Annotated in this window: 14 protein-coding genes; 9 read left to right on the top strand and 5 right to left on the bottom strand. The window is 72.5% G+C overall.

Annotation, left to right across the window (positions count from 1 at the left end; translation table 11 throughout):
- The first annotated feature begins 96 nt into the window (after positions 1 to 96).
- Together ASF38_RS14280 and ASF38_RS14275 are read left to right on the top strand one after the other, a co-directional pair.
- Positions 97 to 609, top strand: a complete 513-nt coding sequence (locus ASF38_RS14280) for a PH domain-containing protein (protein WP_055967234.1) — start codon at positions 97 to 99, stop codon at positions 607 to 609.
- Positions 596 to 2,017: a PH domain-containing protein gene (locus ASF38_RS14275; protein WP_056576835.1), complete on the top strand. Its 1,422-nt coding sequence runs from the start codon at positions 596 to 598 to the stop codon at positions 2,015 to 2,017. Before ASF38_RS14280 ends, ASF38_RS14275 begins: the two co-directional genes overlap by 14 nt.
- Here the strand turns inward: ASF38_RS14275 and dusB are convergent.
- The 3 genes from dusB to ASF38_RS14260 form a co-directional block, all read right to left on the bottom strand.
- Positions 1,958 to 3,139 carry a tRNA dihydrouridine synthase DusB gene (gene dusB / locus ASF38_RS14270; protein ID WP_056576833.1) on the bottom strand — a complete coding sequence of 394 codons (1,182 nt, stop codon included), beginning with the start codon at positions 3,137 to 3,139 and terminating at the stop codon, positions 1,958 to 1,960. The two genes, ASF38_RS14275 and dusB, sit on opposite strands and share 60 nt — an antisense overlap.
- Before the next feature lie 517 nt (positions 3,140 to 3,656).
- Complete coding sequence (locus ASF38_RS14265; protein ID WP_056576830.1) at positions 3,657 to 4,250, bottom strand: hypothetical protein; 594 nt, start codon at positions 4,248 to 4,250, stop codon at positions 3,657 to 3,659.
- Positions 4,251 to 4,275: 25 nt separating this feature from the next.
- Entirely contained in the window at positions 4,276 to 5,664 is a 1,389-nt protein-coding gene (locus ASF38_RS14260) for a glycine--tRNA ligase (protein ID WP_056576827.1), read from the bottom strand.
- Positions 5,665 to 5,820: 156 nt separating this feature from the next.
- Here ASF38_RS14260 and ASF38_RS14255 point away from each other — a divergent pair, with 156 nt between their 5' ends.
- The 6 genes from ASF38_RS14255 (at position 5,821) to ASF38_RS14230 (ending at position 10,224) form a co-directional block, all read left to right on the top strand.
- A complete protein-coding gene (locus ASF38_RS14255) occupies positions 5,821 to 6,810 on the top strand; it encodes a metal ABC transporter substrate-binding protein (protein ID WP_056576825.1) in 990 nt (329 codons plus the stop codon).
- Positions 6,807 to 7,580: a metal ABC transporter ATP-binding protein gene (locus ASF38_RS14250; RefSeq protein ID WP_055967214.1), complete on the top strand. Its 774-nt coding sequence runs from the start codon at positions 6,807 to 6,809 to the stop codon at positions 7,578 to 7,580. The genes ASF38_RS14255 and ASF38_RS14250 overlap by 4 nt, the downstream gene beginning before the upstream one ends.
- Positions 7,580 to 8,413, top strand: a complete 834-nt coding sequence (locus ASF38_RS14245; protein WP_055968532.1) for a metal ABC transporter permease — start codon at positions 7,580 to 7,582, stop codon at positions 8,411 to 8,413. Before ASF38_RS14250 ends, ASF38_RS14245 begins: the two co-directional genes overlap by 1 nt.
- An 8-nt stretch (positions 8,414 to 8,421) precedes the next feature.
- A complete protein-coding gene (locus ASF38_RS14240; RefSeq protein ID WP_055967211.1) occupies positions 8,422 to 8,811 on the top strand; it encodes a Fur family transcriptional regulator in 390 nt (129 codons plus the stop codon).
- Positions 8,808 to 9,707, top strand: a complete 900-nt coding sequence (locus tag ASF38_RS14235) for a hypothetical protein (protein ID WP_056576822.1) — start codon at positions 8,808 to 8,810, stop codon at positions 9,705 to 9,707. The genes ASF38_RS14240 and ASF38_RS14235 overlap by 4 nt, the downstream gene beginning before the upstream one ends.
- A 73-nt stretch (positions 9,708 to 9,780) precedes the next feature.
- Positions 9,781 to 10,224, top strand: coding sequence for a GNAT family N-acetyltransferase (locus ASF38_RS14230; RefSeq protein WP_056576819.1), 444 nt, complete (start codon positions 9,781 to 9,783; stop codon positions 10,222 to 10,224).
- A gap of 3 nt (positions 10,225 to 10,227) precedes the next feature.
- Here ASF38_RS14230 and ASF38_RS14225 read toward each other — a convergent pair whose 3' ends face one another.
- Positions 10,228 to 10,989, bottom strand: coding sequence for a hypothetical protein (locus ASF38_RS14225; RefSeq protein WP_055967201.1), 762 nt, complete (start codon positions 10,987 to 10,989; stop codon positions 10,228 to 10,230).
- 12 nt (positions 10,990 to 11,001) lie between these two features.
- Positions 11,002 to 12,579 carry a citramalate synthase gene (cimA, locus tag ASF38_RS14220; protein WP_156366932.1) on the bottom strand — a complete coding sequence of 526 codons (1,578 nt, stop codon included), beginning with the start codon at positions 12,577 to 12,579 and terminating at the stop codon, positions 11,002 to 11,004.
- Between the two features lie 41 nt (positions 12,580 to 12,620).
- Between cimA and ASF38_RS17655 the strand changes: the two genes are divergently transcribed.
- Complete coding sequence (locus ASF38_RS17655) at positions 12,621 to 13,337, top strand: hypothetical protein (RefSeq protein ID WP_156364757.1); 717 nt, start codon at positions 12,621 to 12,623, stop codon at positions 13,335 to 13,337.
- The last annotated feature ends 112 nt before the right edge of the window (positions 13,338 to 13,449 follow it).

Genomic DNA, 13,449 nt, shown 5'->3' with positions numbered 1-13,449 from the left:
GGCGGCTGCGTCTGCCAGTGTCCCACCGCGACCGGGCCCGGGTCAAACCTCGGGCGTCCACCGGGACCCGCCCCGCGTGCACCTAGGCTGCAGGACGTGGACGCATCTCTCTTCCGGCCCGTCGCCGAGACCTGGCGTCCCGTCTCCCCTGCCCTCACGACGCGTCGCCGCATCGTGCTCGTCATCCCGCTCGTCGTCCTCGCCGTCCTGCTGGCCGCGGGTGCCGCGACGGCCACCGCCGTCGACGCGCACGTCCTCGTGAGCGTCGGGCTCGGGGCCCTGGCGGCGTGCGCCGCCGCGGCCGCCGCGACGACCTGGTGGTGGGCCGAGCGGAACCGTCGGTCCTGGGGCTGGGCGGAGGCCGAGGACGACCTGCTCGTCACCTCGGGCGTCATGTTCCGCCGACTCGTGGTGGTGCCCTACGGCCGCGTCCAGTTCGTCGACGTCGAGGGCGGGCCGGTCGAGCGACGGCTGGGCATCGCCCGCGTCTCCCTGCACACGGCCAGCACCGAGACCGCGGCCGTCGTGCCCGGCATCCCGGCCGACGAGGCGCGCCTGCTCCGCGACCGGCTCACCGAGCTCGGGCAGGCGCGCGATGGCGGGGTCTGAGCCCGTCGAGGCTGCCACCTCCGGCGACCCGGGCAACGCCCTGCCGACCGTCGGCAGCCGCACCCACCCCCTGACCGGTGCGGTGCAGGGCGGGCTGTGGGCCGGTGCCGCGGTGATCGCGATCGGCACCTCCTACCTCCAGGGGGACCGCTGGGACGGCGTGCCGTGGTGGGCCGCCCTGCTCGGCGTCCTCGGCGGAGGCCTCCTGCTCGGCCAGGCCGCAGGCTTCGTCTCCTGGTGGTTCACCCGCTACGTCGTCGACGACGACGAGGTGCGCATCGACAGCGGTGTCCTGAACCGTCGGTCGCGCCGTGCCGCGTTCGAGCGCATCCAGGCCGTCGACGTCGCCGAACCGCTCCTGGCCCGGGTCGTGGGCCTCGCCGAGGTGCGGATCGAGCTGGCCGGAGGGGACGAGTCCCGGCTCGTCGTCAGGTTCCTCCCGCTCGACCAGGCCCACGACGTCCGTCGACTGCTCCTGAGGCGGGCGCACGGTGGCGCTGCCGACGATGCCGACCCGGTCGAGGCGCTGGACGACCGCGACCTCATCACCCGGGTCACGCCGGAGCGCACGATGCTCGGCGCCCTCCTGAGCCTGGACCTGCTCACCGCGCTGGCGGCCGTCGCCGCGGTGGTCCTGGCCGCCATCGGCTTCGGCGCGCCGCTCGTGCTCCTCGGTGGCGTGCTCCCGGCGCTCTCCTGGGCGGTCCAGCTGATCTCGCGGCGCGTGGTGGCGGAGTGGGGCTTCACCCTCTGGCGCACGCCACACGGTCTGCGGATCGAGCGAGGTCTGCTGTCCCTGACCTCGCAGACCATCCCGTTCGCCCGGGTGCAGGGCATCGCCGTGGTCGAGCCGATCCTCTGGCGATCTCTCGGCTGGTGCCGTCTCGAGGTCGACGTCGCCGGAAGCGGAACCGGCGACGAGGCAGCCCGCGAGACCACCCTGCTGCCCATCGCGGACCGCGCCCTGGCCGCCGCTCTGGTCGACGAGCTCGTTCCCGAGACGGTCGTCGGCGAGGTCGACCGGACGGGGCCGGTCCGAGCGAGCCGGCGGTCGTGGCCCTTCGCACCGATCGGCTGGCGCTACCGCTGGATCGACCTGGGCCTGCGGCGCGCGACGTCGTCGACGGGGTGGTTGGCACGACGGACCAGCAGTGCCCCCCACGCCAAGGTGCAGTCGATCGCGCTGCGCCAGGGACCGCTGCAGCGGCGTCTCGGCGTCGCCACGGTCGAGCTGCACACGCCCGACGGACCCGTGGACGTCGACGCCCACCACCTGGCGGGACCCGTCGCCCGGGACGTCGCGCTCCGGGCGGTCGGTGCAGCCCGGTCGGCCCGGGCCGACGTCGGGTCAGCCGCCGCTCGTGGCGTCCTCGGCCGCGGGGTCGACGGCACCCACGACCTCGCGTGAACCGAGCCACCCGTCGGGCAGGGCCACCTTGCGGGGACTGCCCTGACGACCGCGCGGCGTCCCGAGCTCGGAGACCGGGTAGGGCTCGTCGGGGTCCAGGTCGCCGAGCAGCCGGTCGAGCGAGGAGTACGACGAGACGCCGCCGAGCTCCGTCCGGATCCGCGAGCCCGCTGCGAAGCCCTTGAGGTACCAGGCGACGTGCTTGCGGAACTCGATGCAGCCGCGCTCCTCCCCCAGCCAGTCGCCCAGGAGCTCAGCGTGCCGCCGCATGACGGCAGCCACCTCGCCGAGCCTCGGCAGGGTCGGCGTGGGTGCTCCACCCCCGGGGTCGGCGCCGAGGGTGGCGGCGAGGTCGCGGAACAGCCACGGCCGACCCAGGCATCCGCGACCCACGACGACGCCGTCGCAGCCCGTCTCGGCCATCATCCTCGCGGCGTCGGTGGCCTCCCAGATGTCGCCGTTGCCGAGCACCGGGATGCCGACCGCGGCCTTGAGCTCGCCGATCGCCTCCCACCGTGCCTGCCCGGAGTAGTGCTGCGCCGCGGTGCGACCGTGCAGGGCGATGGCGGCGCAGCCCGCGTCCTCGGCGATCCGGCCGGCGTCCAGGTACGTCAGGTGGTCCTCGTCGATGCCCAGGCGGGTCTTCATGGTGACCGGCACGCCGTACGGCTGCGCCGCACGCACCGTCTCCTCCAGGATCCGTCCGAGCAGCCCGGCCTTCCACGGCAGCGCGGCCCCGCCACCCTTGCGGGTGATCTTGGGGACGGGGCAGCCGAAGTTCAGGTCCACGTGCTCCACGCCGTGGTCCGCACAGAGGATCTCGACGGCCCGGCCCATCACCACCGGGTCGACGCCGTACAGCTGCACCGACCGCACGGTCTCGTTGTCGGCGAACGTCAGCATCGACAGGCTGGTGGCGTCACCCTCGACGAGCCCGCGTGACGTGATCATCTCGCACACGTAGAGACCGGCGCCCTGCTCGGCGCACAGCCGCCGGAACGCCACGTTGGTGACGCCCGCCATCGGCGCCAGGACCACCGGGACGTCGACCTCGAGGCCCCCCAGGCGCAGCGCGGCGGGCTCGCGGAGTCCGGGCGCGGCGCTCGGGTCGGTGACGGTCATGAGGGTTCCAGTATCCCTGGTCGCCCTCGTCGCTCGTGCACGGGACAGCACTCAGGGTCGGCGTCCGACCGTCGCCGGACGCCGACCCTGGTGGGTTCCTCGTGAGCAGTGGCCCGGTGGGCCCGGAGCGGGAGTGGCTCCGTTCCCGGCGACGAGGGCGGGCGACGTACAGGCCGGGCGAATGGGAGAGTCGTCCGGCGCCGCTCGCCTGCCGTGCGCGTGTCCCACGAGGAGGCTCGAGTGGGGCCCTGCGTTCGACCCCGAGTTCAATTGTGCCAGGGGGCCGGGTGCCGCCACCCGAGGTCTGGGAGCACCGACGAGCTCGCCGCCGGTCCGGGTCGACGAACGTCGTCGATGCTCCCAGCAGATCTGCGTGCCCCTGGTCGACGCGTGATCCTCGTCCATCTTGAGCACACGGCACCCGACAACGGAACACCTCGCCGGAAAGAACTTCCTGAATGACAGAAAGAACATGAAAAAGTCATTCTTCCCACCGGTCGACCGCGACGGGTCCCCGTCAGGACGAGGCCTTCCAGCGCACCGCCGAGGAGGCGTCCGACGGCTGGAGGTCGATCGTCCGAAGGGTCTCCCCCTTCGGCACGAGGTAGATGAAGCACAGCGTGGCGGAGGCGCCGGACAGGAAGCGGCCCGGCAGCGCCGACGACGGGCAGGGCTCGAAGTCACCGACCAGCTCGCTCGCCGGGTACACCGTCTCGGCACTGGAGTGCGCCAGCACCGGCAGGGACGACCCACCCAGACCGGCCGGTCCGTCGTTGCGCACGGTGAGGTCGACGTAGTAGGGCGTCGCGGTCGAGCTCTGCTCGTCGAGGCTGAAGAACCGGAAGTCCTTGAGCGTGCCCTTGCGCACCTCGTCGACGATCACGGTGACCGCGCTCGCGGCACCGTCGCCGAGGTCCAGCACGACCGTCGCGGGCTTGCCGAGGGCGAGGGACGTGCCCGGCTGGGTGAGCGTGACGCCGGCCGGGACGTCGAATCCCTTCGGCGTGGGGACCGGCGGCGCCTCGCCCTCGGACGAGCAGGCAGCGGCCAGCGCCAGGACCAGGACCAGGACCAGGACGGAGGCGGCGACGGGACCGGTGCGCGTGCTCACGGGACGATTGTGGCCCTGGCGGGGTTCAGCACCCGGGCAGGCGCGCCGCGAGCCAGTCGCGCACCTGGGTCAGACCCACCCGCTCCTGATGCATCGTGTCACGGTCACGGATGGTGACGGCCTGGTCGTCGAGGGTGTCGAAGTCGACCGTGATGCAGAACGGCGTGCCGATCTCGTCCTGGCGGCGGTACCGCTTGCCGATCGCGGCGGCGTCGTCGAACTCCACGTTCCAGAAGCCGCGCAGCTCCTCGGCCAGCCCGCGGGCCGTGGGCGACAGCTGCTCGTTGCGCGACAGCGGGAGCACCGCAGCCTTGGCCGGGGCGAGCCGCGGGTCGAGGCGCAGCACCGTGCGCTTGTCCACGCCGCCCTTGGTGTTGGGGGCCTCGTCCTCGGCGTAGGCGTCGACGAGGAAGGCCATCATCGAGCGGTTGACGCCGGCCGCGGGCTCGATCACGTACGGCGTGTAGCGCTCGCCCGTGGCCTGGTCGAAGTACGACAGGTCCTTCCCGGAGTGCTCGCTGTGCGTGCGCAGGTCGAAGTCGGTGCGGTTGGCCACACCCTCCAGCTCGCCCCACTCCGAGCCCTGGAAGCGGAACCGGTACTCGATGTCGACGGTGCGCTTGGAGTAGTGCGAGAGCTTCTCGGCGGGGTGCTCGTAGAAGCGAAGGTTCTCCGGATCCACGCCGAGGCCGGTGTACCAGCCCATGCGCGTCTCGAGCCAGCGCTCGTGCCACTCCTCGTCCGTCCCGGGCTCGACGAAGAACTCCATCTCCATCTGCTCGAACTCGCGCGTGCGGAAGATGAAGTTGCCCGGCGTGATCTCGTTGCGGAAGCTCTTGCCGATCTGCCCGATGCCGAACGGCGGCTTCTTGCGCGAGGTGGTCATGACCTGCGCGAAGTTCACGAAGATGCCCTGCGCGGTCTCGGGGCGCAGGTAGTGCAGACCCTCCTCGGACTCCACGGGACCGAGGTAGGTCTTGAGCAGGCCGTTGAACATCCGCGGCTCGGTCCACTGGCCCTTGGTGCCGCAGTTGGCGCACACGAGGTCGCTCATGGACACGGCGTCGGGGTCGGCCAGGCCCTTCTTCTCCGCGTACGCCTCCTGCAGGTGGTCCTGGCGGTAGCGACGGTGGCACGAGAGGCACTCGACGAGCGGGTCGACGAACGCGGCGAGGTGGCCCGAGGCCTCCCACACGGACGTGGGAAGGATGACCGAGGAGTCGAGGCCGACGACGTCGTCACGCCCCTGCACCATCGAGCGCCACCACTGACGCTTGATGTTCTCCTTGAGCTCGGTGCCGAGCGGCCCGTAGTCCCAGGCCGACTTCGTGCCGCCGTAGATCTCGCCGCACTGGTAGACGAATCCCCGGCGCTTGCAGAGGGAGATGACGGTGTCGATGAGGCTCGTGGCCATGGTGAGGCGCTCCGTTCCGGCTGGGTGTCGGCGGGCCGTGCGCGCGTCCGTGGCCGCGCGCGCCCGAGTGGGCCTCAGCGTACCCACGCCGGTTGTGACCGGGTCGACACGGTGACGATTTGACAATCGTTCCCGCGACTCTTGAGAATCGTTCTCATGACGTTCTCCCTCGTGCGCCCCGCCGTCCTGCTGTCGTCCTGTGCTCTCGTGCTGGCCGGGTGCGGCAGCTCCGGAGGGAGCACCGACGACGTCTCGGTCGTCACGTCGTTCTACCCCGTCCAGTTCGTCACCGAGCGCGTCGCCGGCGACCGCGCCGAGGTCACCAACCTCACGGCCCCCGGCGGGGAGCCGCACGACCTGGAGCTGAGCCCGCGGCAGGTCGCCGCGGTGCAGGACGCCGACCTGGTCGTCTACCAGAGCCAGTTCCAGACGGCCGTCGACGAGGCCGTCGAGCAGGCCGACCGCACCAAGGGCACCACCATCGACTCCGCCGAGGGCGTCACGCTCATCGAGGAGTCCGAGGAGGAGGCCGAGGGCGAGGACCACGCCCACGAGGAGGGTGACGAGCACGCGCACGAGGAGGGCGACGAGCACGAGGGTCACGACCACGGCCACGACCACGGCGGGGTCGACCCGCACCTATGGCTCGACCCGACCAACCTCGTCCCGGTCACCGAGCACGTGCGCGACGCCCTGGTCGAGATCGACCCCGACCACGCCGACGAGTACCGCGCCAACGCCGCCGCGCTCGTCGAGGACCTGACGACCCTCGACGAGGACCTGACGACCGGGCTCGCCGACTGCAAGGTCCGCGACATCGTGACGAGCCACGCAGCCTTCGCCTACCTCGCCCAGGCCTACGACCTGACGCAGATCCCGATCGCGGGCATCGACCCCGGCACGGAGCCGTCCGCCGCCCAGCTCGCCACGATCTCGGACCTGGTCAGGACCGACGGCATCACCACGGTCTTCACGGAGACGCTCGTGAGCCCCGCCGTGGCGAACACCGTGGCCCGCGAGGCCGGGGTCGAGACGGCTACGCTCGACCCGATCGAGGGACTCACCAAGGCGACGTCCGACGAGGACTACCTCTCGATCATGCGCACCAACCTCGCCACCCTGCAGAAGGCCAACGACTGCTCATGACACACCCTCCGCTCCTGATGCGTGGCGTGGACGTCACGCTCGGCGGGGACCCTGTGCTGCGCGACGTCGACCTGGAGGTCGCGCAGGGTGAGTTCGTCACGCTGCTGGGCTCCAACGGCTCGGGCAAGTCCACCCTCGTCCGCGCCGCCGTCGGGCTCGTGCCGTCGACCGGCACCATCGAGCTGTTCGGCGAGCCGCTCGACGGGTTCCACGGCTGGCAGCGCATCGGCTACGTGCCCCAGCGGTCGGCGGCCGTGGCGGGTGTCCCGGCCACCGTCCGTGAGGTCGTCGCGAGCGGTCGGCTGTCGCGCCGGCCCCGGTTCGGGCTGCCCCGTCGTCCCGACCGGGAGGCCGTGACGACGGCGCTCGAGAGCGTCGGGCTCGCCCACCGTGCCGGCTCCCCGCTCGTGGAGCTCTCCGGCGGGCAGCAGCAGCGGGTCTCGATCGCTCGGGCGCTCGCCGGGGAGCCGGACCTCCTGGTCATGGACGAGCCCACCGCAGGCGTCGACGCCCACCACACCCAGGACCTCGCGGGGCTGCTGGCCGATCTCGCCGCCGACGGCACCACCGTGCTGCTGGTGGCCCACGAGCTGGGCCCGATGCTCCCCCTGATCGACCGTGCGGTCGTGCTCGATCGCGGCCGGGTCGTCCACGACGGGCCCGTCGACGACCACGTCGCGGGGGCCCACCAGGAGCACCACGGCGACGCCCACCCGCACTCCGCCCAGCCCGGTCGCCTTCGACCCCTGCCCGAGGAAGGGGTGTGGTGATGCTCCAGATCCTCGACTACGAGTTCATGCGGCTGGCGATCGTCGCCGCCGTCTTCACCGGCCTGGCCGCTCCCGCCATCGGCACCTACATGGTGCAGCGCCGCCTCGCGCTGCTCGGCGACGGTCTGGGCCACGTGGCGCTCACGGGCGTGGCGATCGGCCTGCTCACCGGCACCGCGCCGCTCCTGACCGCCCTCGTCGTGGCGGTGCTGGGAGCCGTGCTCATCGAGGTGCTGCGCACGTTCACCCGCACGAGCGGCGACGTCGCCCTCGCGATGCTGTTCTACGGCGGCATCGCCGGAGGCGTGCTGCTGATCGGTCTCGCCGGCGAGGGTGCCGCCACGCTGAACCGGTACCTCTTCGGCTCCATCACGACCGTCACGCCGTCCGACGTCACCGTCGTCTCGGTGCTGGGCGTCGTCGTGGTCGCCCTGTGCCTGGTGCTCTCGCCCCAGCTGTTCGCGGTCTGCCAGGACGAGGAGCACGCCCGGGTGTGCGGCGTGCCCGTGCGTCTGTACGGCGTGCTCATCGCGGTGCTCGCTGCGGCGACCATCACGGTCGCCATGCGCACCGTCGGGCTGCTCCTGGTCTCGGCCCTGATGGTGGTGCCGGTGGCCGCAGCGCAGCAGGTCAGCCGGAGCTTCCGCTCCACCCACCTGGCTGCGATGGCGATCGGACTGGTCACCGCGGTCTCCGGCGTGGTCGTCAGCTTCGAGGCCGACACCGCGCCCGGCCCGACGATCGTGCTCCTCGCCCTCGTGGCTTTCGCCCTCGCCGCGGTCCTTCGGGGAGTGACCGTCGGGCTCCGGCGCCGGTCGGTACGCTCGCCCTGAGGAGGACCATGGTCGACGTACGCAACACCAGGCAGCGCCGCGCCGTCAGCGCGGTGCTCGACGAGCTGGAGGGCTTCGCCAGCGCCCAGCAGATCCACGGCGAGCTGGGCCAGCGCGGCGAGAAGGTCGGTCTGTCCACCGTGTACCGCAACCTGCAGGCGCTTGTCGACGCCGAGCAGGTCGACGCCCTGCGTGGCAACGACGGCGAGGTGCTCTACCGCCGCTGCGAGGCCGGCGACCACCACCACCACCTGGTCTGCCGCTCGTGCGGTCGCGCCGTCGAGGTGGCCGGCCCCGCGGTCGAGTCGTGGGCCACCAAGGTGGCGTCGGAGAACGGCTTCACCGACGTCGAGCACACGCTGGAGATCTTCGGCACCTGCGCCGACTGCTCCCGGTGACCACGCTCCCCAGCACGACGCTCCCCGCCACGACGCTGCCTCCGGAGCGGTGGAAGCCCCTCGCACTGGCCCATCGCGACCGAGCTCGTCGTTGGACCGCGCCGCACCTGCTGCGACGCGAACGGCGTGAGCCGCACCCCGTGGTGGACTTCCTGTTCGAGTACTACAACCTCTCCCCCGGCCAGCTCGAGCGCTGGCACCCCGGACTCGGCACCGGACTCCTCCACGCCCCGACACACGCCGCCCTCGGCGCCTACGTCACCCACGAGGGGGTGACGACCGTGGACGCGCAGCGCCTGACGTCGCGCGCGGCCGGCCTGCGCTGGACCCGCGCCCTGCTGGCGGCCACCCTCGACCGGCCGGCCCGGTGGGGCTGCTTCGGGCTCCACGAGTGGGCCATGGTCTACCGCGCCGAGCAACCACGCCACGACCTCCCGCTGCGCCTCGGACGCTCCGGGACCGACGCGGTCGTGGAGTCCCACCCCCTCGCGTGCACCCACGTCGACGCCTTCCGCTTCTTCACGCCGCAGGCCGCGCCGCTGAACGCCCAGCACCTCGGTCGCGAGCACCAGCTCGACCAGGAGCAGCCGGGCTGCCTCCACGCCAACATGGACCTGTACCGCATCGCCTTCCGGCTGCTGCCGTTCGTGGAGTCGACGGTGGTGCTCGACGCCTTCGAGCTGGCCCTCGAGATCCGCGCGGTCGACATGCAGGCCTCTCCCTACGACGTGAGCGCCTTCGGGCTGGAGCCGATCGCGATCGAGACCCCCGAGGGGAAGGCGGAGTACGTGCGGCGTCAACGGGCGTTCGCCGACCGGGCCGAGCCACTGCGCCGGACCCTCCTCGACCACGTCGACCGGCTCCTCGCCCACCCCGCGCTCGACGCCCCGGACTAGGAGCCGCCACCCCCCACCGTCGAAGCCACCACCGTCGCGGATCGACAGCCCTCGCCGGTACTAGGCTCATCGGGTGGCCGACCTCCCCATCATCCGCGCCGGTGACGCCCTGACCCCCGCGGAGGTCTACGCGATCTGGAAGATCCGCGACGCCGTCTTCGCGGTGGAGCAGCAGTGCGACGAGCCCGACGTCGACGGCATCGACCTGCTCCCGACGTGCACCCACCTCTGGTACGCGGACGAGGCCGGCCCCACCAGCTACCTGCGGACCTACGTCACCGACGCGGGCGTGCGCAAGGTCGGCCGCGTGGCCACCCGCTCCGACAGCCGCGGGCAGGGCCTGTCGAGCCGGCTCCTGCGCGAGGTGCTCGACCGGTGGGGCGACGCCGAGATCCGGCTCGGCGCCCAGGCGTACCTGCACGACTGGTACGCCGGCTTCGGCTTCGAACGGTGCGGCGAGAACTTCCTCGAGGCCGGGATCGACCACGTCCCGATGCGCCGCGCGCCGGGTGCGTGACGCTCAGCCCACGACCGTGGAGTCGGCCACGACGGCGTCGAGCGCCTCACGCAGGTCGGCGCGCACGCCGTCGGCGTACTGGCGAACGGCCGCGCGCGCCGCGGTGTACTGCTCGGCGTACTGGAAGCTCCCACCCTGCCCGGCGTCGAGGCGGGCGGCGAGCCGTTCGGCCTCGGTGACCACGTGCTGCAAGGCGGCGCGCACGGCGTCGCGAGCGGGCGTGGCGGCCTCCGGCGCGTCCGTGGACTCGAACGTGGCGAGGGCCGAGCGCATCGGCGGCAGCAGCTGCGTCCGCAGCGGATCGCCGCTCGTGACGACGGTCGGCGGCGCGAGCTCGGCCGGGTTCAGGTCGAGGGCACGGTTCGCGGCCAGCACGAAGGACCGGGCGTCGACGGAGACGTCGACCACGTCGCCCAGCCGTTGCCACGACTCGCGCAGGGTCACCACGTCCTGGCGCGCTGCGGCGTAGGCGCTCGACCCCGACTCGCCGCGCTCGGGTGCCGACGCCAGCTCCGGCAGGTCGTCACCGCGCGCCTCGATCACCTCGGCGACGTCGGTCGGATCGGCAGCGTCCACGGCCTCCAGGTCCTTCACGAGCGCCGCCCGGAAGCCGGCCGCCTCGCCGGCGTACTTCTGGGCGACGTCGTCGGCCCGCTCCACGTCCGCCTGACGGGCGCGGGCGTCGACCACGACGAACCCACCGATCACCAGCCCGAGGACGAGCGTCGGCGCGAGGACCAGCGCGAGGAGGCGGCCCCGGGTCACGCCGCTCGCTCCTCAGGCACTGCCGACCGGGACACCGTGGCGGCGCAGCCCGTACGTGAGGGCGTCGACCATGGCCTCCCACGAGGCCTCGATCATGTTGGCTCCCACGCCCACCGTGACCCAGGAGTCCTGACCGTCGGACGTCTCGATGAGCACCCGTGTGACGGCGTCGGTCCCGTGGCCCTGGTCGAGGATGCGCACCCGGAAGTCGATGAGGTGGAACCGCGCGACGTCGGGGTAGAGCTGCTCGATGGCCTGGCGCAGGGCGTGGTCGAGGGCGTTCACCGGGCCGTTGCCCTCACCGATGACGGCCAGCCGCTGTCCGGCCGCGCGGAGCTTGACGGTCGCCTCCGTGCCCCGGGCCGACTCGGCCAGCACGCGCCAGGACTCGACGTCGAAGTAGGAAGGGCGGCCGCCCTCCATCTCCTCGGCGAGGAGCAGCTCGAAGGACGCGTCGGCGGCCTCGAACGTGTAGCCCTGCTGCTCCATCGCCTTGACCCGGTCGGTCACCCGGGCGAGCCGGCCGGCGTCGGCAGCCACGTCGTAGCCGAGCTCGCGACCCTTGAGCTCGATGGTGGCCCGGCCGGCCATCTCCGAGACCAGGAGGCGCATGTCGTTGCCGACCAGCGCCGGGTCGATGTGCTGGTACAGGTCGGGGTCGACCCGGATGGCGCTGGCGTGCAGGCCCGCCTTGTGCGCGAACGACGAGACCCCGGTGTAGGGCTGACGCGCCGACGGCGGGTAGTTGGTGATCTCCGCGACGGCATGGGCGATGCGCGTGGCGTCGGCGAGCGCGCCCTCGGGCAGCACGCTCATGCCGAGCTTCAGCTCGAGGTTGGCCACGGACGTGACGAGGTCGGCGTTGCCGGTGCGCTCGCCGTAGCCGTTGATGCAGCCCTGCAGGTGCGTGGCACCGGCCCGCACGGCCGCCATCGAGTTGGCCACGGCGCAGCCCGTGTCGTTGTGCGCATGGATGCCCAGACGCGCCCCGACCCCGAGCGCGTCGGCCACGACCTCCTCCACCTGGTGGGGAAGCATGCCGCCGTTCGTGTCGCAGAGCACCACCACGTCGGCGCCGGCGCCCGCCGCCTCGGCGACGACCTGCAGCGCGTAGTCGCGGTTCGCCGCGTACCCGTCGAAGAAGTGCTCGCAGTCGACGAAGACCCGCTGCCCCTCGGCGCGCAGGTGGGCCACGGTGTCGCGCACCATGGCGAGGTTCTCCTCGAGGGTGGTGCGCAGGGCCAGCTCGACGTGCCGGTCGTGGCTCTTGGCCACGAGCGTGACCACGGAGGCTCCCGAGTCCCGGAGAGCGGCGACGAGCGGGTCGTCGGCGGCGGCCACGCCGGCACGGCGCGTGGCGCCGAACGCGGCGAGCGTGGCGTTCTGCAGCTCGAGTTCCTTCGCGGCCAGCGCGAAGAACTCCGTGTCCTTCGGGTTCGAGCCCGGCCAACCGCCCTCGATGAACCCCACCCCGAGGTCGTCGAGGTGGCGCGCCACGTGCATCTTGTCCTGCACGGAGAGGTTGAGACCCTCCTGCTGGGCACCGTCGCGCATCGTGGTGTCGTAGACGTGGAACTCGTCGCTGATCACGCGCGCCAGTCTAGTCGGCGCCCGACCTAGGATGGACGGCTATGACCTCTCGACCCGTGCCGGTGCCCACCACGTGCGAGTGGATGTATGCGGTGATGACGCCGGAGCCCCTCGAGCACGAGGACCACCTGCCCCTCCCGAACGCGGCGCTCCTGCGCGCGCACGGGACCTCGCAGGTCGGCCTCGCCCGCCTCGAGCGGTGCCCCCACCAGGTCGTGCTGCAGAGCCAGGCACCGGTCGAGACCGCCGCCGCCGCAGCGCGCGACGCGCGCATCCAGGCCCTCGAGATGGCCGCCCGGCACGACGGTGTGGTGGTGGAGCTGCTGACACCGCGCGTGGTGGAGCTGACGAGCGAGCAGGTCTCCCTCGCGCACGCGGCCCAGTGGTACGTGCTGGACCACGCGGCCCTGCTCGACGGTGACCTCGTGACCGACGGACTGGCCCAGTTCGGCCTGCCCGAGGTCCGCGTGCGCGGCACCGTGCCCGACGGACGCGGCGCGGAGCGCCGCATCGACCGGGCCATGTCGAGCGCAGTGCTCGCCGGGCTCGTGCACCGGCTGATCGCGGAGTGGCCGGCTCAGGACCCCGTTGGAGAGGCCACGATCACGCTGAGCGACATCGCGTTCGGCCTGGGCGACCCGCAGGCGGACGTGACCCCACGCGACCGGGGCATCCGGATCTCCATCGACTACGTCCCCGACGACCACGTCCTGGGCGTCGAGCTGCTCGAGGACCCCGCGACGACGTTGTTCGTGTAGGTCGATCGCCCGCTGCGTCGCCTGCGAGGGCCTCGGCTCGCTGCCGCGTCGCCCGCCGGAGCTTCGGCTCGCTGCTGCGCTGCCGCGGCTCGCGCCCCGGTCAGTCTCCGAA

It is taken from the genome of Aeromicrobium sp. Leaf272 (assembly GCF_001422865.1).
GTDB lineage: Bacteria > Actinomycetota > Actinomycetes > Propionibacteriales > Nocardioidaceae > Aeromicrobium.
Note: the sequence above shows the minus strand (reverse complement) of the source record. Positions and strands in the feature narration are given on the sequence as shown.